Genomic DNA, 18,747 nt, shown 5'->3' with positions numbered 1-18,747 from the left:
GGCACCGACCTCGGTCGGTACCTTCCCAGGATGCTCGGGCAAGCCGAGGGGAGTGCGTCGAGGAATTAGGCCTCGTTATTCTCGCCTTCGCCTCCGCCAAGGCCATTGAGGTAGTCGCCAGCGCCCTGCTGGACACCGTCTACCTGCTCGGCGAACTTGCCGCCGGTCTTGTCATCGACAAAATCACCAGCCTGTTCGATACCCTGGGATACCTGCTCCGGGTTCTCCTTGGCGAATTCCTCTGCCTTGCCACGCAGATCATCAAATCCTGCCATGCTGCACCTCCATTCGTCTGTGGGAACCCCTGTAGCTCCACAACTAGTACCCACCCTAAAGGCTCAGGCCAACGCATGGAAGTGTATTAGAGACATTTCGCCAGTTGCCTAGGTGTTTTGCTGGTGGCTGTCAGATTGCACACAGGTTAGCTATTTACTAGTCAGGGAAGTGGTAGCCGCCTGGAGCGATGGTTAAAGCAAAGATGGGAATCACGAAAAGTGATTCCCATCTTTATTTGGAGCGGTCAACGAGGTTCGAACTCGCGACCTCAACCTTGGCAAGGTTGCGCTCTACCAGCTGAGCTATGACCGCAAAACTATATTCAATTATTTGGAGCGGTCAACGAGGTTCGAACTCGCGACCTCAACCTTGGCAAGGTTGCGCTCTACCAGCTGAGCTATGACCGCATATACTTAATTAGTAGATCCATGGTCTGGTGAACCATGATTCCGTGCGCGATACTGGGATCGAACCAGTGACCTCTTCCGTGTCAGGGAAGCGCGCTACCGCTGCGCCAATCGCGCCGAAGATTCTCAAGGAATCTCGACAGAATTCAAAATTGCCTTATGAATTCACAGAGCGGTCAACGAGGTTCGAACTCGCGACCTCAACCTTGGCAAGGTTGCGCTCTACCAGCTGAGCTATGACCGCATATATTTAGTTATTAGATCCATGGTCTGGTGAACCATGATTCCGTGCGCGATACTGGGATCGAACCAGTGACCTCTTCCGTGTCAGGGAAGCGCGCTACCGCTGCGCCAATCGCGCAAAAAAGATCAAGCAATCTTCATTGCGAGGTGGGGACGGGATTCGAACCCGCGTATACGGCTTTGCAGGCCGCTGCCTCGCCTCTCGGCCACCCCACCATACTGACCGAAGTCAGAGTGACTAGTTTTACCTAGTCGGTGAATCTTTTTGCGAGCGGACAACGAGGTTCGAACTCGCGACCTCAACCTTGGCAAGGTTGCGCTCTACCAGCTGAGCTATGTCCGCAAAATGTGTTGTTTTCTGAACGTTTCCGTTCGCTCCAACGAGTAAAAACTCTATACGAGTTTTCGCATCCCCACAAATCGAAACGCTGAGATCTGGTTCACATGGCCTAAAAACCGCGGAACTACGCGGAAAATTGATTTTTCCGTCTCGACTAGGAGCGAAGCAAGCCGAGCGCATGCCATGATCGTGTGCATGACGTCACCAAAACTGGCTATTCAAACAGACCTGGGCCGCATGTACAGCCGAAAAGTCGGCGGGGAAGCGATTGTCCCATCCATCACCACAGTGATCGGCATGGACAAGCTCGACCTCTCCGGCTGGGCCGGGTACATGGCGGCCAAGGCGCTTTCCGATGATCATCGGCTGGTGCAAGCGGTGGGGGACCCGCGCCAATTGCGCTCACTCGTGCGAGAAGCAGCCGGTGCGGCCGAAGCTTATCGGGATTCCGCGGCCATGCGCGGGGACCGGGTGCATAACTACGCGGAGCAGCGAGCCCTGCAAGCGCTGGATCTGGAACATGACCTGGGCGCAGCCCAAGCTGCGCTCGAAGCGAATAATGAGTTGGGCTTCGCACGCCACTTCGACCAATGGTGGGAAGACTACAACGTCCAGCCCCTTGCCGCCGAGGTGACGGTTTGGAATCACAGCGTCGGCTACGCCGGCACCATCGACCTGGTCGCCAAGATCGGCGGTCGAACCTGTCTCGTTGACTACAAGACCAAAAACGCCGACCGCGACGGCTTCGTCAAGCGTCCTGATGACAAGGTGATCATGCAGCTCGCGGCCGCATGCAAAGCCGAAGAGCAAGTAGTCGATGCCGAACAAGGCACGTGGGGAGAGTGGGAGCACGGGACCGATGCCATGCTGCTCGCCGTAGCCCTGGGCGAGACCGGGGCGCGCACCTTCATGGCCCCGCCTCCAGCTTTGCCCGACTACTGGTCCAAGTTCTATGCCTTGCGCCGGAATTGGGAAGCCTCATTCAGGATCGCGCAGTCGCGTGCCTCACTGGCCGAAATCACGCCGCCAGCTCAATAAAGTCGCACGCCCACCGCGTAGACTGGAACGGTTAGCTTTCGGCATTGCGAAACCTAATACCAATGTCCACGGCAGGGAAGGTACCAGCGGATTATGGCGATTTTGGGAATTCGGATCATCGGAGACCCCGTTCTACGCACCCCAGCGCAGGAGGTGACCGACTTTGGCCCGGAGCTCCAGAAGCTCGTCGAAGACATGGACCAGACGATGGAAAACGTCACCGGTGCAGGACTTGCCGCACCGCAGGTCGGTGTTTCCCTGCGTGTCTTCACCTACCAAATTGGCGAAAAACGCGGACATATCGTGAATCCGGTGCTGGAGCTCAGCGAGGATTACCAGGAAGACCAGGTGGAGGGCTGCCTGTCCATCCCGGGCATTGCAGCACCAGTTCGGCGCCGGCGCTACGTCAGGGCCACCGGCTTCGATAAGTTCGGCAACCCGGTAGAACTCGAAGGCGCCGACATGCTCGCCCGCTGCTTCCAGCACGAAACCGATCACCTGGACGGCATCTTGTTCCTGGACCGGCTGGCACCAGAAGAAAAGAAAGCGGCGTGGCGCACCTTGCGGGCCAACAACTACTCGCAGACCGCTAACGCCACCGTAAAGAAACGTTCCGGAGCCCTGGGCTCCAGCTTTGGCGCAGGATTGGGGTTCTAACTCATGCGTATTTTATTCGCCGGCACACCACAGGTCGCCGTCACTTCCCTGGATTACCTGCACGAGGCCGGTTTTGAAATTGCCGCAGTGCTCACCCGTCCCGATGCCCCGTTGGGACGCAAACGCGTGCTGACCCCATCGCCGGTTGCCGCTCGCGCCGCAGAACTTGGCCTGCCGATTATCAAGGCTGCCAAGATCACCGAAGAAACTACCGCCGAACTTGCGGCCTTGGATCTTCAAGCCGCGGCCATCGTCGCCTATGGAGGGCTAGTGCCAGAGGCGGCATTGGCAGTTCCAACCCATGGCTGGATCAACCTGCACTTCTCCTTGCTGCCGCACTGGCGGGGTGCCGCCCCGGTCCAGCATTCCATTATCAACGGCGACGACATCACCGGTGCAGTCACCTTCCAGCTGGAAACCGGACTGGACACAGGTCCGGTATTCGGACAGGTCACCGAGAGAATTGGTGAACTGGACACCGCAGGCGTCATGCTCGAGCGGCTCAGCCGGTCCGGCTCGAACCTGCTGGTGCAGACCTTGGAAGCTCTGGACTCCGGGCAGGCCATTGCCATTCCGCAGTCCGGATCGCACACCTACGCACCGAAGATTACCGACGTGGATGCGGAGCTGGACTTCACCCGGACCGCCACGGAAATCCGTCGGCGCGCCCACGGAACCACCCCGTCCCCGGGCGCCTGGGTCAAGGCCGAAGACAAGCGCTTCAAATTCGGTCCACTGCGTGAGCACCGCGAGATCGCCGACCTTGCGCCAGGCGAAGTGCGCATCGAGCCAGGCAAGCAGCCGAAGGTATACATCGGCACCGCCACCTGGGCCCTGCAGCCCACCGAAATCCAGCCTCCGGGCAAGAAAATGATGAACGCCAGCGACTGGGCACGTGGAGTGCTCACCCAGGGAACGAAAGTGAGCTTCGCATGAGCGGACAGGAACCACGCGGCGGATACCGCGACAATGAACGCCGCAATGAGCAGGGCCGTACCCGCAACCGCGGCCAGGCCGGCCCGCGCAAGTACTCGGCATCCGCACCCGGCCAGCGAAAGCGCGCGGCCGACCCGGCACGCCTGGTAGCTTTCAAGACCCTGCGTGAGGTATCCGGCGCGGATGCCTACGCCAACCTGGTGCTGCCGAAGATGATCCGCGAATACCAGCTTGACCGCCGCGACGCGGGCTTCGCCACCGAGCTGGCCTACGGGGCACTGCGCGGCCAGGGGTTCTACGACGCGATCCTGACCACCCTGGTTGACCGTCCGCTGGCCGAGCTGGATCCGGCCATCCTCGATGCGCTGCGCCTGGGCGCCCACCAGCTGCTGGCCATGCGTGTGCCCAAGCATGCCGCCCTGGATGAAACCGTGTCGCTGGCTCGTGCGCAGATCGGCGCCGGCCCATCCGGCCTGATCAACGCCGTACTGCGGCGCGTTTCGGCCAAGGAAGCCGACGAATGGACCGAACTGCTGGGCAATGCTGCCGCTTCGGAGTCCGAGCGGCTGGCCATCGAGCACTCGCACCCGGACTGGATTGTCCGTGCCTTGCGTGGCGCGCTGATTTCCCATGGCCGCGACGCCAGCGAACTTGAAGCCCTGCTGGAAGCGGATAACCTGGCGCCGCTGGTGAACCTGGTGTCCCTGCCGGGGCTGGGCGATCTGTCCGGCGCCTTGGAATCCGGGGCGGAACCGGGCACCTTGCTGGCTGATTCGGCCACCTACAAGCACGGCGACGTTTCGCGTGTGCCAGGGGTCAAGGAAGGCACCGTGCGTGTCCAGGATGCCGGCAGCCAGGTCATGGCCCGCGCCTTGGCTACTATCGAATTGCCCGAAGCCGGCGAAGACCGCTACTGGCTGGATCTTTGCGCAGGTCCAGGCGGAAAGGCGGCGCTGCTCGCAGCGATCGCCGTGCAGCGCGACGCCCGCCTGACTGCCAACGAGCCAACACCGCACCGCGCTCGCCTGGTCGAGAACTCGTTGGCTGCGGTGCCGCATGACTACTGGATGGTCACCGGTGACGACGGGCGCAGCTTCGGCGGTCTGGACTATGCAGGGGACTACGACCGCATCATGGTCGATGCCCCTTGCTCCGGCTTGGGCGCATTGCGCCGCCGCCCGGAATCGCGTTGGCGCAAAGCCCCGCGCGACATTCCGGAACTGACCAAGTTGCAAGGCGAGCTGCTCGCTGCCGCCTTCAACGCGGTCCGCGTCGGCGGCGTCATCGGCTTCGTCACCTGTTCGCCGCATCAGGCCGAAACCCGCCTGGTTGTGGAAGACTTCTTGAAGCACCACGAAAACGCGGCACTGCTGGATACCAGCGCCGCGGTTTCCTCGGTGATGTATCAGGACGCGCCATCGGCAGGCCATGCACTGGGCGATGGGAGCACCGTGCAGCTGTGGCCGCACGTGCACGGCACCGACGCCATGTTCATGGCAATCCTGACCAAAAAAGCCTAGCCAAGCCCGAGTATTCCAAGGAGCATCCATGCGTAATGCGCGGATCAACCCGTCGATCCTGTCCGCCGATTTTGCGAACCTCGCTAGCGAGCTGGACCGCATCCACACTGCCGACGCGGTCCACGTGGATGTCATGGACAACCATTTCGTTCCCAATCTGACCTTGGGCTTGCCCGTGGTTGATGCGCTGCACAAGGTCAGCAAGTTGCCGATCGATGTGCACCTGATGATTGAGAACGCGGATCGCTGGGCCCCGGAATACGCGCAGCTCGGCGTGGATTCGGTAACTTTCCACGCCGAGGCTTCGGCAGCTCCTGTCCGCTTGGCTCGTGAATTGCGTTCCGCCGGGTCCAGGGCCGCCATGGCCTTGCGCCCGGCCACGCCGATCGAACCCTACCTGGACATGCTCGGCGAGCTGGACATGGTTCTGCTGATGACCGTGGAACCAGGTTTCGGCGGCCAGAAGTTCCTGGATCTGGTCCTTCCCAAGATCAAGCGTGCCCGGGCTGCCATTGACGGCAGCGGCAAGCCGATTGCGCTGCAGGTTGACGGCGGCATTTCACGCGACACGATCCTGCGCGCCGCCGAAGCCGGTGCGGATGTCTTCGTCGCCGGTTCCGCGGTGTACTCGGCCCAGGAGCCATCGGTGGAAATCGATGTATTACGCAATCTTGCGCTGGGCGGTCACTAGCGGCGCACAAAGTGTGTCAGAATAAACTCAGTAAACACGAATACGTGCTCCGGGGTCGGTGAAAGTCCGAACCGGCGGTGATAGTCCGCGACCCGCAACCAAAGCCACAAGCTGAGGGAACGGTTGAACTGGTGAAATTCCGGTACCGACAGTTAAAGTCTGGATGGGAGAAGCACGAATTTGATATGCCTACTGGTACTGCCGATAGCCCGCACCGGGTCTATCTCCTAAAGCAGAGCCACAGGCCCATCAAATGCACACCCCCGGAGCCGCCGCTTCGAGAAGGGTGGAATGATGGATTTCCTGCGGTGGCTCATTGAAGCTTTCAACTCACAAATTGCGATCGGCTCGTCGGCACTTTTGGTGCGCGAAGTCGTAGGCAATATCTTCGGCCTGGCCAGCGCCGTGGGCGGCATGCGCCGCAAAGTCTGGGCCTGGCCTATTGGAATCGTCGGCAACCTCTTGCTGCTGACGGTGTTCCTGGGCAGCATTTTCGATACCGGGTACACTGCCAACCTCTGGGGCCAAGCCGGCCGGCAGATCATGTTCATCGCCGTCTCGGTCTTCGGCTGGTACCGCTGGAAGCAGGCCAAGAACGGCACCGGTAGCGCCGTCACCCCTGAATGGGCTTCCAACAAGGCTCGCCTGGGCCTGATCGCCGTGCTGATCCTCGGTACCCTCGCAGTGACACCAATCTTCCGCCTCCTCGGCTCCTATGAACCTGTCTGGGCTGATGCATGGACCTTCGTTGGCTCGATGCTCGCCACGTACGGCATGGCCAAGGGCTGGGTCGAATTCTGGCTGATCTGGGTCGCCGTCGATGCCGTAGGCGTGCCGCTGCTGTTCTCCGCCGGCTACTACGCCAGCGCGTTCATGTACCTGTTCTACGGGGCATTCACCCTGGTCGGCTTCTTCGTCTGGGCCAAGTCCAAGCGCGACGCGAAACCCCAGATTGAAACCGAAATGCTCGATCCAACCATCTCGCGCCAACGCTGAAAGGGGAGCAGCACCATGATTACGACCCAGCAGCTCGACGCCGCATTGCGCACCGCGCTGGAAACCGCCGGACGCGGCCACCGCGGGGCCAACCCGCTGGTCGGCGCTTGCGTCCTGGATGCCGAGGGAAATATCATCGCCACCGGTTTTCATATCGGGGCGGGGCATCCGCACGCCGAGGTCGACGCACTGCGGCGCCTGGGCAAGATGCCTCCTGCCAAGGCCCGCGAACTGACGATGGTAGTGACCCTCGAACCGTGCAACCACACCGGTCGCACAGGTCCCTGTGCCCGAGCCATCGTGGAAGCCGGCATCGGGCAGGTGTACTACGCGGTCTCGGATAACACCGCCGCCAGCGGAGGCGCCGACTACCTGCGCAGCCACGGAACCCAAGCCACCCAGCTGGAGGATTTCTCCGCGGCGAAGCAGCTGAACCACCGCTGGTTCATCGCCAAGGCTGAAGGCCGACCGTTCATCACGGTGAAAATTGCCCAGTCGCTCGACGGCCGGATCAACGCACCGGATGGTACGAGCCAATGGATCACCTCCGAAGCCTCGCGCAACCACGCGCACACCCTGCGCTCGCGCGTGGATGGCATCCTGGTCGGCACGAACACGGCGATCATCGACAATCCGCGGCTGACCGCCCGCACTCCCGAAGGGCAGCTGCACGAGCGCCAGCCCTTCCGCCTGGTCATGGGCGAACGCGATTTGCCAGCAGATCTGGCACTCGCCCAGGGAAGCGATTGGTCGCAGATCCGCAGCCACGACGTGCAAGAGGCCATCGCCCGGGCTAACGAGTTGGGCCTGGCCCACCTGCTGATTGAAGGTGGCGCCACGGTCGCCTCGGCCTTCATCGCAGCAGATCTGGCCGACGAAATCTACTGCTACCAAGCACCAGTGCTGATCGGCGCAGGCAGCTCATCGGTCAACATGCCAAGCACCACCACACTCAGTGACGCGCAGCGTTTCCGGCTGGATTCGGCCAGCAACGAATCGTTGACCCGGTTGGGCGATGATATTGCCCTGCATCTAGAACCGTTGCCCCGCGCCTAAGCGCCAGCAACCCCAAACATTTCAAGGAGTAATCATGTTCACCGGAATTGTCACCGGCCAGGGAGTCATAGAAGGCATCGAGACCTTCAGCGGCAAGGATCTGGCAGTACTGACCCTGCGTGCCCCGGGCCACACCGAAAACCTTGGCCTTGGCGGTTCTCTTGCCGTCAACGGGGTCTGCCTGACCGCCACCGAGCTGGAAGGCGACACGCTCAGCGTCGACGTCATGGGCGAAACCCTGCGCCGCACCACCATCGGCGCCTTGAAAACCGGCGACCAGGTCAACCTCGAACGCTGCACCCCCGCCGGAGGCCGGCTCGATGGGCATGTAGTGCAGGGCCACGTAGACACCGTCGGCGAGGTCCTGGCCCGCGAAGACCACGGCCAGTGGACCACCTTCCGCATTGGAATCGACGCTGCTTACGCGCCGCTGACCGCGGAAAAGGGCTCCATTGCGCTGGACGGCATCTCGCTGACCATTACCGCAGTCTCCCCGGCAACGAATTCCGGTGGCCACTGGGTCGAGGTCGGCATCATCCCGATCACCCTCGCCGAGACCACCATGGGCACCCGCCAAGTGGGCGAGAAGATCAATATCGAGGTCGATGTGCTCGCCAAGTACGTGGCACGCCTGAATGAATTCGGAGGCCAGCAGTAATGGGCATCTCGACTTTGGACTCCATCCCTACCGCGCTGGCAGCCCTGGCCGCCGGCCGAGCCGTAGTGGTCGTCGACGACGAGGACCGGGAAAACGAGGGCGACATCATCTTCGCCGCCCAGCACGCTACGGCCGAGCTGATGGCCTTCACCATCCGCTACACCTCAGGGGTGATTTGCGTGCCCTTGGGCGCCAAGCGGGCCGACGCGCTGCGCCTGGCCCCGATGGTCGGCATCAACCAGGATGCCAAGGGCACTGCCTTCACTGTCACCTGCGACGCGGCCGAAGGGATCACCACCGGTATTTCCGCTGCCGATCGTGCGCTGACCAGCCGACTGCTGGCCGACCCGGCCACCGAACCGGCCCAGCTCTCCCGCCCGGGCCACATCTTCCCGCTGCGAGCTGCGGCCGGGGGAGTGCTGGAACGCCGCGGGCACACCGAAGCGGCGGTTGACCTGTGCCAGGCCGCCGGCTTGGAACCGGTCGGGGTGATCGGCGAAATCACCAAGGACGACGGCGAAATGATGCGCCTGGATGACCTGCGCGTCTTCGCAGCTGAACACCACTTGCCGCTGATCTCCATCGACGATCTGGCCCGCTGGCGCCGAGTCAACGACGAGATCGAGCTGACCGATCCGATCAAGTTGCCCACCGCCTTCGGGGACTTCACCGCCCGCGCTGCTACCGCAGAAGGCCACGAGCACGTCGTGCTCAGCCACGCCGGTCCCGACGGCGCTAAGCCCGGCAACCTGGTGCGCATCCATTCGGAGTGCCTTACCGGGGACATCTTCGGTTCCTACCGGTGCGACTGCGGCGAACAGCTGCATGCTTCGATGGAAACCATCGCCAGCGAAGGCGGTCACGTCATCTACATCCGCGGACACGAAGGCCGCGGCATCGGCCTGGCCAACAAGCTGCGCGCCTACGCCCTGCAGGAAGGCGGCATGGATACCCTGGACGCCAACCTGCATCTGGGCTTCCCTGCCGACGCACGCGAGTACTTCGCCGTCGCTGCCATCCTCAAGGCCATGGGCATGGACGAAATCCGCCTGCTGAGCAACAACCCGGACAAGCAGGAACAGCTGAATGACGCGGGAATCAAGGTAGCAGAGCTGATCGGCCTGCAGATTGCGCCCCGTGAGCAGAACTCGGCCTACCTGCGTACCAAGCAGACGCGCTTCGGCCACCACCTGGATCTGCCCGATACCGACGATGACCAGCAGGCCGACGCCTACCACGGCGCCTGAACCCCACGAATCCAGAAGAATAGAAGGAGCATCAAGATGAGCAAGCATGGCGCACCTGCCGATGTCAGCGAACAGCTGAAGGCCCTGGCCGTTCAGGAGAAGTTCTCCCAGCTCAAGGTGGCCATCGTGGCCGCGAGCTGGCACGAGGTGATCATGAACGGACTGATTGACGGCGCCGAGCGCGCCGCCAAGGATGCCGGTCTGGAATCGAGCACCACCCTGATTCGCGTACCGGGCACCTTCGAATTGCCGGTCGCTGCTTCCACCCTTGCCGGCGACTACGATGCGGTCATCGCGCTGGGCGTGGTCATCCGTGGCGGTACCCCGCACTTTGACTACGTCTGCTTGGCCGCGACCAATGGCTTAACCAATGTGAGCGTGGACACCAAAACCCCAATCGGTTTTGGCGTGCTCACCTGCGATAACGAAGAGCAGGCCCTTGACCGCGCTGGCTTGGAAAACTCCAGCGAGGACAAAGGCTATGAAGCCTACTCGGCTGCCGTCATGACGGTAGCCGCACTGCCCTAGCATTCGGGTGGCCCTGTCACAAAGGGCCACCAGAATACAGCCCCTGCAGAGAAAACAGCTAGGATAAGTTCCGTGAAAACTTTTGACGAGCTCTTCAGCGAACTATCGCTCAAGGCACAATCCCGCCCGGAAGGCTCACGTACCGTCACCGAACTCGACTCTGGTGTCCATGGCATCGGCAAGAAGATCGTCGAGGAAGCCGCCGAAGTTTGGATGGCTGCGGAGTACGAAACCGATGAGGCCGCGGCGGAGGAGATCTCCCAGCTGCTGTACCACCTTCAGGTTCTCATGATCGCCAAGGGAATGACCTTGGCCGACGTTTACAAGCATCTATAGCCGTCGCGCGATTGCGGCCTGATCCACTACCGATCAGGGCGCAGTCAACGCACGGCGGCAGAAACAACGGCCAACGAATTAATCCTTGGCGCTTGTTTATGGCTAATCGCCGCAGCGCCATTCATGACGAAATGAGTCAATAATGCTCCGCGTAGCCCTACCCAATAAGGGTGCCCTATCCGAAATCGCTTCCACCATGTTCAAGGAAGCCGGCTACCTCCAGCGCCGCGATTCCCGCGAACTGGTCCTGGTCGATGAGGAAAACCAAGTTGAATTCTTCTACCTGCGTCCGCGCGACATCGCAGTCTATGTCGGCCGGGGAATCCTGGACGTAGGCATCACCGGTCGCGATCTGTACCTTGATGCAGATGTCGACGACGCTGTCGAAGAGCAGCTCTCGCTGGGCATCGGGAAGTCGGCCTTCCGCTTCGCTGCCCCGGTTGGCGCCTTCAACGATGCACAGCAGCTCAATGGCAAGCGCATTGCCACCAGCTATGACGTGCTGCTGCGCCACTACCTCGAAAAGTCCGGCATCCAGGCTTCGATCGTTCGCCTTGACGGTGCCATCGAGTCTTCGGTCCGGCTGGGCGTGGCCGATGCCATCGCTGACGTTGTAGAAACCGGCAATACCATCAAGGCCGCTGGCATGGAGATCTTCGGCGATCCGCTGCTGAACTCCGAAGCAGTCATGATCGGCCGTGTCGGCCACAAGCCATCCGGCTTGGATGTGCTGATCCGCCGCCTGAACGGTGTGCTCGTTGCCCGCCAGTACGTCATGCTCGACTACGACGTGCGGCGCGAGCTTGCCGACCAGGCATGCGAGCTGACCCCAGGCCTGGAATCGCCAACCGTGTCGGACCTTGCAAACTCCGATTGGGTGGCCGTGCGCGCCATGGTCAAGAAGTCGCAGACCAATAACATCATGGACGAGCTGTACGAAGTTGGCGCCCGCGCCATCTTGGTCAGCCAGATCCACGCCTGCCGCATCTAAGTAGACAAGGAAAATTCGCTGATGAGCGTTGCAATTCGTGTTATTCCTTGCCTCGACGTTGACGCCGGACGTGTTGTGAAGGGCGTGAATTTTGCGGGGCTTCGCGATGCTGGCGATCCCGTTGAGCTTGCCCGTCGCTACAATGATGCAGGTGCCGACGAGCTGACCTTCCTGGATGTCACCGCATCCAGCGCGGATCGTGAAACTACTTATGAGGTCGTACGCCATACCGCAGAAGAAGTTTTCATCCCGCTGACCGTAGGCGGAGGCGTCCGCGCTGCCGAAGACGTCGATCGCCTGCTGCGCAACGGCGCCGACAAGGCCTCGATCAATACCGCGGCGGTGAACCGTCCTGAGGTCATCAACGAGATTACCCAGCGCTTCGGCTCCCAGGTACTCGTGCTGTCGCTCGACGCCCGACGCACAGATGATCCGACGATTGCATCGGGCTATGAGGTTACTACTCATGGTGGTCGTACCGGCACGGGCATGTGCGCCGTAGCTTGGGCCAAGGAAGCTGCTGAACGAGGCGTGGGGGAGATCCTGCTGAACTCGATCGATGCTGATGGCACCAAGGATGGTTTCGATCTGGAAATGATCCGTGCAGTTCGCGCCGAGGTCTCGGTCCCGCTGATCGCATCGGGTGGTGCAGGAAAGCCTGAGGACTTCCCTCCAGCAATTGAAGCAGGTGCCGATGCCGTTTTGGCCGCCTCGATTTTCCACTTCGGTCCGAAGGACATGATCGCCAAGGTCAAACAGGCCATCCGCGAAGCTGGCTACCCAGTTCGCTAGGCACGTAAGCCGAAGGCCCAGCACCAAATGGTGCTGGGCCTTAGCTGTACCCGGCTACTCGTTGGCAATCAGTTCCTTCTCGGTCCGCCAAACGTCAATTTCAATAGGAACGCTGGCGACGGCAGCCTGACCGGGTATAGCTTGCCACGCGCCGCCATCGACGCTGAATTCTCCGCGGTAGAGAGTGGTCACCCCGACCTTGAAAGTTCCCGTCTCTCCATACGAGTGACTCGTGGGGGTTTCATCTCTCAGCGTATGATGCGGCATCGGATCTCCAGGGAAATCAAGATTTCGAGTAGTCCCATCCCCATAGTTCCAGTTCCACTGAATCGGTATCGCTTTGATTCGAACAGCGGATCCAGAAAGATCCGAGTTGAACGCTTGAGTTTCCGCGGTCGCCCAAAGATGCGTGTGGCCATTGCGTAGAGAAAATTCATTCGGCTCACTGTTGATGGAAGACGCTTTGATTGGATAAGACCTGAATCGTTCAATGTCGATTGAGATTTCGGGGATGACCTGTTCCTCGGGGATCGTGATTTTCGGGGGATCACCGAGACAATAACGATATTGTCTAATGACACGTCCGTTTTCATCTAGAAGCTGGCGTGTAATCGGAAAAGTACCATCATCACAGCGCGTCTGATCTGGAATACTGTCACAGATATTCACTGATTCTCGACCCGGTATGCAAGCGTCAAAGTCGCGGAACTTAAATTTCTTCTGTTTGGGAAGTACCTTTGGAGTATTTTCATTTTTATGTTCGCGATCGTTCCGGTCGCTAATGTTAATTTTTGGGATACGGTCAGAGTATATTGTCTCCTTGTGTCTTTCTTCGATTTTATTATTATCGAACAAGACTCGGTCCTGGTCCGAGGAAGACTTCTCGGGGGATAGAACCGTATAAGAGTATGGAAAAACCCCGACGGAAATTGTCAGTAGGCTCGTCAATAATCCTGTCCTGAACCTCATCTCTCTTCGACTCCGATGATTGTATAAATTTTCCACTGCTTGTCGAATTCCAATCCGATTCCGGCTTCTGTGGCCTCAAGCTTTGAGAATTCAGAATCGATTTCATTCGGAAGTAGGTAAAATTGGGCAGCGTCGGCAGTGTATTGAACTGTAACCACAGCGAGATTTTTGCCTGAAATGTGGGAATCTAATATTTTCGGATGGTGTTTTCCACCAACTTGCCATTTTCCGCTTTTTTCTGCTCTGGTGGCAGAATCAATAATTGATTCTGTACAAACAGTGCAGTCAGGACTAGTTACGTTCTTGATTATCTTGGGGTCATTCGTCTCGATCGTGTAATTGAGCAATTCAAAGTAGTACTTGGTGAAGGCGGCTGCTCCGTCCACGCTGTACTCGTCCGCAAGTGCTGGCCGTTCCGGGACAGGAACATTTTCTGCGGGTCCATCGGCTGAGGCAGGCTTGTACTTGAGGCTTTCGGCCGGCGACGGTTTCTCTGCTGTCGAAACCGGATTCGGTGACGTCTCGATAGCGGCGGACGGTGAGCTCTTTGGCCCTTCAGCGTTCCCGGCATTGCAGCCTGATAGTGCGAGTGCAACAGCTGCAACGGACGCGACAACTGCAATTTTCCGAGTGTCCATTCGAACTCTCCATGATCATTGGGAATGCCAGGTTGTGCGCCATCCTATGCCCGTGTTTCAAGAAAGTGGAGAGTTTTCGAGGAATCTGTGGAAAACTCAGGGCAGCTAAATCCCGAATCCCAATTACCTGTAACCACGTTTGATAACAGTCTGGAGTGAAACGATGCGGCTGGCGACGTTTGATTTCAGGGCTCATGGATTCGCCTAGCCTGAAATCAGGCACGTTCAATTAGCTGAGCGGTGCTTTACCCGGGGGACTCTCAAGCGCGATGGCAGAAACTTTCCATCCGGTGTCGGTGTATTCAAGTCCCATGGTGATTTCACCCAGATTTTGTTCTTCGACAATGATGGTTTCCTGATCGGGACGAATGAGCGAACGTTCAGACAAGGTGAGCTCGCCCATCAGATAAGCAGAACTACCGTCAAACCGGACGATATAGTCCGTGTGCAGGAAGTAGTAGCCGCCGGTTTGCATGTATTCCGGACCTGTTCGGAGGTCTTCTTGCTCGCGGAAGGTCTTCCAGCACTGTTCCGTTTTGCATGTTCCGGTAACTATCGGGGTGAAATCGGCGGAGTCCTGGTAGATGATTTCATAATTGAGCAAGTCGAAGAAATACGTTCCGGCGTCCTGGACTCCGTAATCCGATTTTTCATACGTGATATCTGCCGACTCCGGAAGCTCCAGTTCGCTTGATGAAGGTGCCTGCGTGGTACTTGAAGCAGCCGGCAATGAAGCCGAGGACGCCGGATCGGCGGGTGCGACTGAAACGAAGAGTGCTGATACCAGGGCAACCAAGACGAACGCGGGCACGATGGCGATAGCGACACTGGGGTAATGCTCAAGGACTCTGCGCGTGTTCATGGCCAAGCTCCAGACCTGTTGGATATCGATTGCTCGAAATCCTAGGCCGGTGCGACGCGAACTTGGACGGCACACCCACGAATGTGGATAACCAAGGGAGCTTTATAGCCCTGGCTTGAAGCCCTTGACGATTTCCAATGCGGTTTCCCCGCCTTCGAACAAGACCAGGCTCTGGTCGATGCGGCCGAACGAGTACATCATCAGCTCGGTGACCGGCCCGGTAATCGAAACAGCGTTCGGAGCCTTCTTGGCGACATGACGCTGGCCATCGGGACGCGTCAGGATAATGCCAATTGGCGCATGGCGGAACAGCAGGCGAGACATGCGGGTCAGCGACTGCCAGAGCAGTTCGGTGTACTCGGTGTCCAGAACCCGCGGAGCCCACTGGCCGCGGGCACGCCGCACATCTTCGGTGTGGATGAAGAACTCGGAGAGGTTCGCCGACTGGTTGACCTTGTCGATGGCGAACGGCGAGAAAGCGGGCGGACCCGATCGGAAGCTGCGGACCAACCCGGCATAGCCTTCGGGAGTCTGCGCCGCGATCACCATTTGGTTCTGCTTCGCCTCGAGCTTCTTGGACAGCGGTTTGAAGAACATGCCAGCAGAAAGCAGTGAGCTTTCGCGCAACACAAGGTGAGCGGCGAGATGGCGGGTCTGCCAACCGTCGCAAAGGGTGTCGGCGGTAGGTCCTGCCGCAAGCAGGGTCTCGGCCAACGCAAGTCTGGAAGCCTGAACTAAGTGCATCACCTCTGAAACTAGCACGCTCCTAGTGACTAATTGTGCAAGGTGAAAGAGGTGTCGCCAAGACGGCGTGGCGCGTCGACGAGCGGTACGTCACAGGTCTCTGGATTCCGCGGAAAACCAGTATGCTAATGGTGATGTCTACTTCTAACGACGGCTCGAATCCGAGCCCTGAATCCCACAGCCTCGACCCGGCGATTGCCCGGCGTCTCAAGCGAGATGCCAATGGCCTGTTTGCTGCCATCGCGCAGCAGTACGACTCCGGGAAAGTGCTGATGCTCGGCTGGATGGACGATGAAGCGTTGCACCGCACGTTGACCACTGGCCGGGTCACCTTCTACTCCCGTTCCCGCCAGGAATACTGGCGCAAGGGCGACACCTCCGGCCACTTCCAGTTCGTGAAGTCCGTTGCCCTGGATTGCGATGGCGATGCGCTGCTGGTGCAGGTCGACCAGGTAGGCGCCGCCTGCCACACCGGCACCGAATCCTGCTTCACCGATCGGGAATTGCCGGCCATCGTGGGCCACCGCCCCGAGTAGGACTTTCGAAGCACCGGCACACGCGGTTGGCTAGCGCCGGGAATGCCGCGCCCAGCTGCGCATCGCAGCACGCGCTCGAAGAATACGTAGAAGAAGAACACAGATGAAAACCCTTGGCAAGATTTCCCCGTCCCGCGAATCCTTCCGCGCCATGGCCGCGAACCGTCGTGTCATCCCCGTGACCATCACCGTGCTGGCTGACTCGCTCACGCCCATCGGCCTCTACCGCACCCTGGCGCAGGGCCGCCCAGGCACCTTCCTGATGGAATCGGCTGCCCCGGGCGGTGTCTGGAGCCGCTATTCCTTCATTGGAGTGAACTCCCCGGCAACGCTGAGCACCCGTGGTTCAGAAGCCTACTGGCAGGGCCATGCGCCAGCTGGCCTGCCCACCGGCGGTGCGGGCGTGGAGGTCTTGCGCGACACCGTGCGCGCGCTGAAGACCGAACCCGTTCCCGGCATGCCTCCCTTGACCGGCGGCATGGTCGGCTTCATCGGCTGGGAATGCGTGCGCCACTGGGAGAAGCTGCCCAACCCGCCGGCCGATGATCTGAACCTGCCTGAGCTGAGCATGAACCTGGTAGCGGACATGGCTGCCCATGATGCGGCCGAAGGCACCGTCACGCTGATCGCCAACGCGATCAATTTCGATGGCAGCGACGAGAATGTCGACGACGCCTACGACGGTGCCGTCACCCGCCTGCAGGCGATGCTCGACCAGCTCGCCGTGCCGGTGGATTCGGCCGCGGCGGTGCTCACCGGTACCGATGTGCCGCGCGAAACCCTGATGGAAGCTGTCACCCACTCCTGGGATGAGAACGAGTACCTCAAGGCGCTGGCCAAGTCAAAGACCGCGATCGTGGACGGCGAGGTCTTCCAGATCGTCGTCTCGCGCCGCTTCGAGCTGGAAACGCAGGCCGACGCGCTGGATGTCTACCGCGTGCTGCGCGCGACTAACCCGAGCCCGTACATGTACCTGTTCAACTTCGTCAACGAGGACGGCGAACGGTTCGAGATCGTCGGCTCCTCGCCCGAAGCGCTGGTCACCGTCAACGATTCGCACGTGGTCACCCACCCGATCGCCGGTTCCCGCCCGCGCGGGGCGAACTACGAGGACGACCAGCTGCACGAGAAGTCGCTGCTCAACGACGAGAAGGAGCGCGCCGAGCACCTGATGCTGGTTGACCTTTCGCGCAACGACCTCTCGCGGGTCTGCAAGGCCGGCACCGTGGAAGTCACCCAGTTCATGGAGGTCGAGCGCTTCAGCCACATCATGCACCTGGTCTCCAATGTGGTGGGCAAGACCCGCGACGACGTGGACGCCTACGACGTGCTGGCCGCGACCTTCCCGGCCGGCACGCTCTCCGGTGCCCCGAAGCCCCGCGCCCTGCAGCTGCTGGACGAGTACGAACCGTACCGCCGCGGCATCTACGGCGGCGTGGTCGGCTACCTGGACTTCGCCGGCGACATGGACATGGCCATCGCCATCCGCTCCGCCCTGCTCAAGGGGGAGCGCGCCTATGTGCAAGCCGGCGGCGGCATCGTCAACGACTCGAAGTTCGCCGACGAAGCCCTGGAAACCGTGAACAAGGCAGCCGCCCCGCTGCGCGCCGTCTGGGCTGCGCAGTCGATGCGTGCGGCCCACAACATCAACACCGAATCAGGTGAAACGAAGTGAAGAAATTGACCAGCGCCCGCACCCTCGCCCTCTTCGGCATGGCCGGCGCACTGATCGGCCTCTGGTCGGCCACCCGCACATGGATCACCGTCGATGTGGTCTCCAGCTCCGTGCAGATCCCGCGGATCGCCATCGACGGCGCCACCGCGGCCGCCTCGGTCACCGCGGTCTCCGTGGTGGTGCTGGCCGGTTCGCTGGCGCTGCTGATCGCCGGGAAGATCGCCCGCTACATCATTGCGGCGATCTGCCTGCTCGCCGGTGCCACCGTGGTTGCCGCCGGCCTCGGGACGCTGCGCGATCCGCAGGCCGTCGCCTCCACCACCGTGGCCGAAGCTACCGGACTGGCCCAGAACGTCGGCGAGTACACGCTCAGCGCGTGGCCAGCGGTCGCGGTGTTCGCCGGAGTGCTGATGGCGCTGCAGGCCGTGCTGGTGTTCGTCTTCGCCGGCCGCTGGCCCGCCAAGGCCAGCAAGTACGATCGGCAAGCAGCAAGGTCCAGCGCGGAGCCCAAGGACCAGTCCTCGCGCAACATCGCCAGCTGGGAGCAGCTCTCGGACGGCGAAGACCCGACTGCTGGCCGGAAATAACCCGGGCGGATCGTGATTCGCACC

21 protein-coding genes, 7 tRNA genes and 1 riboswitch are annotated in these 18,747 nt (G+C 60.6%); of the genes, 16 read left to right on the top strand and 12 right to left on the bottom strand.

Going from position 1 to position 18,747, the window contains the following annotated elements:
* Positions 1–65: 65 nt before the first annotated feature.
* From AAZQ98_RS07620 to AAZQ98_RS07585, 8 genes are all read right to left on the bottom strand, one after another.
* Positions 66–275, bottom strand: coding sequence for an antitoxin (locus AAZQ98_RS07620; protein WP_133834248.1), 210 nt, complete (start codon positions 273–275; stop codon positions 66–68).
* A gap of 237 nt (positions 276–512) precedes the next feature.
* A tRNA-Gly gene (locus tag AAZQ98_RS07615) sits at positions 513–588 on the bottom strand.
* Between the two features lie 19 nt (positions 589–607).
* Positions 608–683, bottom strand: a tRNA-Gly gene (locus tag AAZQ98_RS07610).
* Positions 684–728: 45 nt separating this feature from the next.
* A tRNA-Val gene (locus tag AAZQ98_RS07605) sits at positions 729–800 on the bottom strand.
* A gap of 54 nt (positions 801–854) precedes the next feature.
* A tRNA-Gly gene (locus AAZQ98_RS07600) sits at positions 855–927 on the bottom strand.
* A gap of 45 nt (positions 928–972) precedes the next feature.
* Positions 973–1,044, bottom strand: a tRNA-Val gene (locus AAZQ98_RS07595).
* Between the two features lie 27 nt (positions 1,045–1,071).
* A tRNA-Cys gene (locus tag AAZQ98_RS07590) sits at positions 1,072–1,142 on the bottom strand.
* A gap of 54 nt (positions 1,143–1,196) precedes the next feature.
* Positions 1,197–1,269, bottom strand: a tRNA-Gly gene (locus tag AAZQ98_RS07585).
* Between the two features lie 192 nt (positions 1,270–1,461).
* Here AAZQ98_RS07585 and AAZQ98_RS07580 point away from each other — a divergent pair.
* The 13 genes from AAZQ98_RS07580 to hisF all read left to right on the top strand — a co-directional run bounded on the left by AAZQ98_RS07580 (position 1,462) and on the right by hisF (position 12,712).
* Positions 1,462–2,304 (top strand): cytochrome, encoded by an 843-nt coding sequence (locus AAZQ98_RS07580; RefSeq protein WP_434691069.1) that lies wholly within the window; start codon positions 1,462–1,464, stop codon positions 2,302–2,304.
* 93 nt (positions 2,305–2,397) lie between these two features.
* Complete coding sequence (gene def / locus AAZQ98_RS07575) at positions 2,398–2,961, top strand: peptide deformylase (RefSeq protein ID WP_133834247.1); 564 nt, start codon at positions 2,398–2,400, stop codon at positions 2,959–2,961.
* A 3-nt stretch (positions 2,962–2,964) separates the two neighbouring features.
* Positions 2,965–3,897, top strand: a complete 933-nt coding sequence (fmt, locus tag AAZQ98_RS07570; protein ID WP_434691066.1) for a methionyl-tRNA formyltransferase — start codon at positions 2,965–2,967, stop codon at positions 3,895–3,897.
* Positions 3,894–5,417 carry an RsmB/NOP family class I SAM-dependent RNA methyltransferase gene (locus AAZQ98_RS07565; protein WP_434691063.1) on the top strand — a complete coding sequence of 508 codons (1,524 nt, stop codon included), beginning with the start codon at positions 3,894–3,896 and terminating at the stop codon, positions 5,415–5,417. The genes fmt and AAZQ98_RS07565 overlap by 4 nt, the downstream gene beginning before the upstream one ends.
* Positions 5,418–5,445: 28 nt before the next feature.
* Positions 5,446–6,108 (top strand): ribulose-phosphate 3-epimerase, encoded by a 663-nt coding sequence (gene rpe / locus AAZQ98_RS07560; protein WP_105661463.1) that lies wholly within the window; start codon positions 5,446–5,448, stop codon positions 6,106–6,108.
* 41 nt (positions 6,109–6,149) lie between these two features.
* A riboswitch (FMN riboswitch) is annotated at positions 6,150–6,287 on the top strand.
* A 115-nt stretch (positions 6,288–6,402) separates the two neighbouring features.
* Positions 6,403–7,104, top strand: a complete 702-nt coding sequence (gene pnuC, locus AAZQ98_RS07555) for a nicotinamide riboside transporter PnuC (RefSeq protein WP_105661574.1) — start codon at positions 6,403–6,405, stop codon at positions 7,102–7,104.
* 15 nt (positions 7,105–7,119) lie between these two features.
* The gene (ribD, locus tag AAZQ98_RS07550) at positions 7,120–8,160 is read left to right on the top strand and encodes a bifunctional diaminohydroxyphosphoribosylaminopyrimidine deaminase/5-amino-6-(5-phosphoribosylamino)uracil reductase RibD (RefSeq protein WP_105656720.1); all 1,041 of its coding nucleotides are present in this window, start codon (positions 7,120–7,122) and stop codon (positions 8,158–8,160) included.
* A 34-nt stretch (positions 8,161–8,194) separates the two neighbouring features.
* On the top strand, positions 8,195–8,818 hold the full coding sequence (locus AAZQ98_RS07545) for a riboflavin synthase (RefSeq protein ID WP_105656719.1): 624 nt from the start codon (positions 8,195–8,197) through the stop codon (positions 8,816–8,818).
* Positions 8,818–10,065, top strand: coding sequence for a 3,4-dihydroxy-2-butanone-4-phosphate synthase (gene ribB, locus AAZQ98_RS07540; RefSeq protein ID WP_434691059.1), 1,248 nt, complete (start codon positions 8,818–8,820; stop codon positions 10,063–10,065). Before AAZQ98_RS07545 ends, ribB begins: the two co-directional genes overlap by 1 nt.
* A 36-nt stretch (positions 10,066–10,101) precedes the next feature.
* The gene (gene ribH, locus AAZQ98_RS07535; protein WP_105656717.1) at positions 10,102–10,593 is read left to right on the top strand and encodes a 6,7-dimethyl-8-ribityllumazine synthase; all 492 of its coding nucleotides are present in this window, start codon (positions 10,102–10,104) and stop codon (positions 10,591–10,593) included.
* A gap of 72 nt (positions 10,594–10,665) precedes the next feature.
* Positions 10,666–10,929 (top strand): phosphoribosyl-ATP diphosphatase, encoded by a 264-nt coding sequence (locus tag AAZQ98_RS07530; protein ID WP_038991810.1) that lies wholly within the window; start codon positions 10,666–10,668, stop codon positions 10,927–10,929.
* Positions 10,930–11,071: 142 nt separating this feature from the next.
* Positions 11,072–11,920, top strand: a complete 849-nt coding sequence (hisG, locus tag AAZQ98_RS07525) for an ATP phosphoribosyltransferase (RefSeq protein ID WP_105656716.1) — start codon at positions 11,072–11,074, stop codon at positions 11,918–11,920.
* Positions 11,921–11,941: 21 nt separating this feature from the next.
* Positions 11,942–12,712, top strand: a complete 771-nt coding sequence (gene hisF / locus AAZQ98_RS07520) for an imidazole glycerol phosphate synthase subunit HisF (RefSeq protein ID WP_105656715.1) — start codon at positions 11,942–11,944, stop codon at positions 12,710–12,712.
* Between the two features lie 54 nt (positions 12,713–12,766).
* On the opposite strand, the gene AAZQ98_RS07515 is transcribed toward hisF, so the two are convergent.
* The 4 genes from AAZQ98_RS07515 to AAZQ98_RS07500 form a co-directional block, all read right to left on the bottom strand.
* Entirely contained in the window at positions 12,767–13,567 is an 801-nt protein-coding gene (locus tag AAZQ98_RS07515; protein ID WP_434691054.1) for a hypothetical protein, read from the bottom strand.
* A 110-nt stretch (positions 13,568–13,677) separates the two neighbouring features.
* Complete coding sequence (locus tag AAZQ98_RS07510; RefSeq protein WP_388022363.1) at positions 13,678–14,319, bottom strand: DUF6318 family protein; 642 nt, start codon at positions 14,317–14,319, stop codon at positions 13,678–13,680.
* 229 nt (positions 14,320–14,548) lie between these two features.
* Entirely contained in the window at positions 14,549–15,181 is a 633-nt protein-coding gene (locus AAZQ98_RS07505) for a hypothetical protein (protein ID WP_434691052.1), read from the bottom strand.
* A gap of 102 nt (positions 15,182–15,283) precedes the next feature.
* Complete coding sequence (locus AAZQ98_RS07500; RefSeq protein ID WP_286134102.1) at positions 15,284–15,925, bottom strand: TIGR03085 family metal-binding protein; 642 nt, start codon at positions 15,923–15,925, stop codon at positions 15,284–15,286.
* A gap of 134 nt (positions 15,926–16,059) precedes the next feature.
* On the opposite strand from AAZQ98_RS07500, the gene hisI reads away from it, so the two are divergent.
* From hisI to AAZQ98_RS07485, 3 genes are all read left to right on the top strand, one after another.
* Positions 16,060–16,461, top strand: a complete 402-nt coding sequence (hisI, locus tag AAZQ98_RS07495) for a phosphoribosyl-AMP cyclohydrolase (RefSeq protein WP_434691050.1) — start codon at positions 16,060–16,062, stop codon at positions 16,459–16,461.
* 103 nt (positions 16,462–16,564) lie between these two features.
* On the top strand, positions 16,565–18,136 hold the full coding sequence (locus AAZQ98_RS07490; protein WP_332727224.1) for an anthranilate synthase component I: 1,572 nt from the start codon (positions 16,565–16,567) through the stop codon (positions 18,134–18,136).
* Positions 18,133–18,723, top strand: a complete 591-nt coding sequence (locus tag AAZQ98_RS07485; RefSeq protein WP_434691047.1) for a Trp biosynthesis-associated membrane protein — start codon at positions 18,133–18,135, stop codon at positions 18,721–18,723. The genes AAZQ98_RS07490 and AAZQ98_RS07485 overlap by 4 nt, the downstream gene beginning before the upstream one ends.
* Positions 18,724–18,747: the final 24 nt, after the last annotated feature.

Source organism: Glutamicibacter sp. Je.9.36 (genome assembly GCF_051129975.1).
Classification (GTDB): Bacteria; Actinomycetota; Actinomycetes; order Actinomycetales; family Micrococcaceae; genus Glutamicibacter.
Note: the sequence above shows the minus strand (reverse complement) of the source record. Positions and strands in the feature narration are given on the sequence as shown.

Excerpts from the sequence above, each read along its gene's own strand:
- pnuC (WP_105661574.1), top strand. The coding sequence starts at position 6,403 with ATGGATTTCCTGCGGTGGCTCATTGAAGCTTTCAACTCACAAATTGCG.
- AAZQ98_RS07505 (WP_434691052.1), bottom strand. The coding sequence starts at position 15,181 with ATGAACACGCGCAGAGTCCTTGAGCATTACCCCAGTGTCGCTATCGCC.
- def (WP_133834247.1), top strand. The coding sequence starts at position 2,398 with ATGGCGATTTTGGGAATTCGGATCATCGGAGACCCCGTTCTACGCACC.
- ribD (WP_105656720.1), top strand. The coding sequence starts at position 7,120 with ATGATTACGACCCAGCAGCTCGACGCCGCATTGCGCACCGCGCTGGAA.
- AAZQ98_RS07490 (WP_332727224.1), top strand. The coding sequence starts at position 16,565 with ATGAAAACCCTTGGCAAGATTTCCCCGTCCCGCGAATCCTTCCGCGCC.
- AAZQ98_RS07565 (WP_434691063.1), top strand. The coding sequence starts at position 3,894 with ATGAGCGGACAGGAACCACGCGGCGGATACCGCGACAATGAACGCCGC.
- ribB (WP_434691059.1), top strand. The coding sequence starts at position 8,818 with ATGGGCATCTCGACTTTGGACTCCATCCCTACCGCGCTGGCAGCCCTG.
- fmt (WP_434691066.1), top strand. The coding sequence starts at position 2,965 with ATGCGTATTTTATTCGCCGGCACACCACAGGTCGCCGTCACTTCCCTG.
- rpe (WP_105661463.1), top strand. The coding sequence starts at position 5,446 with ATGCGTAATGCGCGGATCAACCCGTCGATCCTGTCCGCCGATTTTGCG.
- hisF (WP_105656715.1), top strand. The coding sequence starts at position 11,942 with ATGAGCGTTGCAATTCGTGTTATTCCTTGCCTCGACGTTGACGCCGGA.
- ribH (WP_105656717.1), top strand. The coding sequence starts at position 10,102 with ATGAGCAAGCATGGCGCACCTGCCGATGTCAGCGAACAGCTGAAGGCC.
- AAZQ98_RS07545 (WP_105656719.1), top strand. The coding sequence starts at position 8,195 with ATGTTCACCGGAATTGTCACCGGCCAGGGAGTCATAGAAGGCATCGAG.
- AAZQ98_RS07580 (WP_434691069.1), top strand. The coding sequence starts at position 1,462 with ATGACGTCACCAAAACTGGCTATTCAAACAGACCTGGGCCGCATGTAC.
- AAZQ98_RS07510 (WP_388022363.1), bottom strand. The coding sequence starts at position 14,319 with ATGGACACTCGGAAAATTGCAGTTGTCGCGTCCGTTGCAGCTGTTGCA.
- hisI (WP_434691050.1), top strand. The coding sequence starts at position 16,060 with ATGTCTACTTCTAACGACGGCTCGAATCCGAGCCCTGAATCCCACAGC.
- hisG (WP_105656716.1), top strand. The coding sequence starts at position 11,072 with ATGCTCCGCGTAGCCCTACCCAATAAGGGTGCCCTATCCGAAATCGCT.
- AAZQ98_RS07620 (WP_133834248.1), bottom strand. The coding sequence starts at position 275 with ATGGCAGGATTTGATGATCTGCGTGGCAAGGCAGAGGAATTCGCCAAG.
- AAZQ98_RS07500 (WP_286134102.1), bottom strand. The coding sequence starts at position 15,925 with ATGCACTTAGTTCAGGCTTCCAGACTTGCGTTGGCCGAGACCCTGCTT.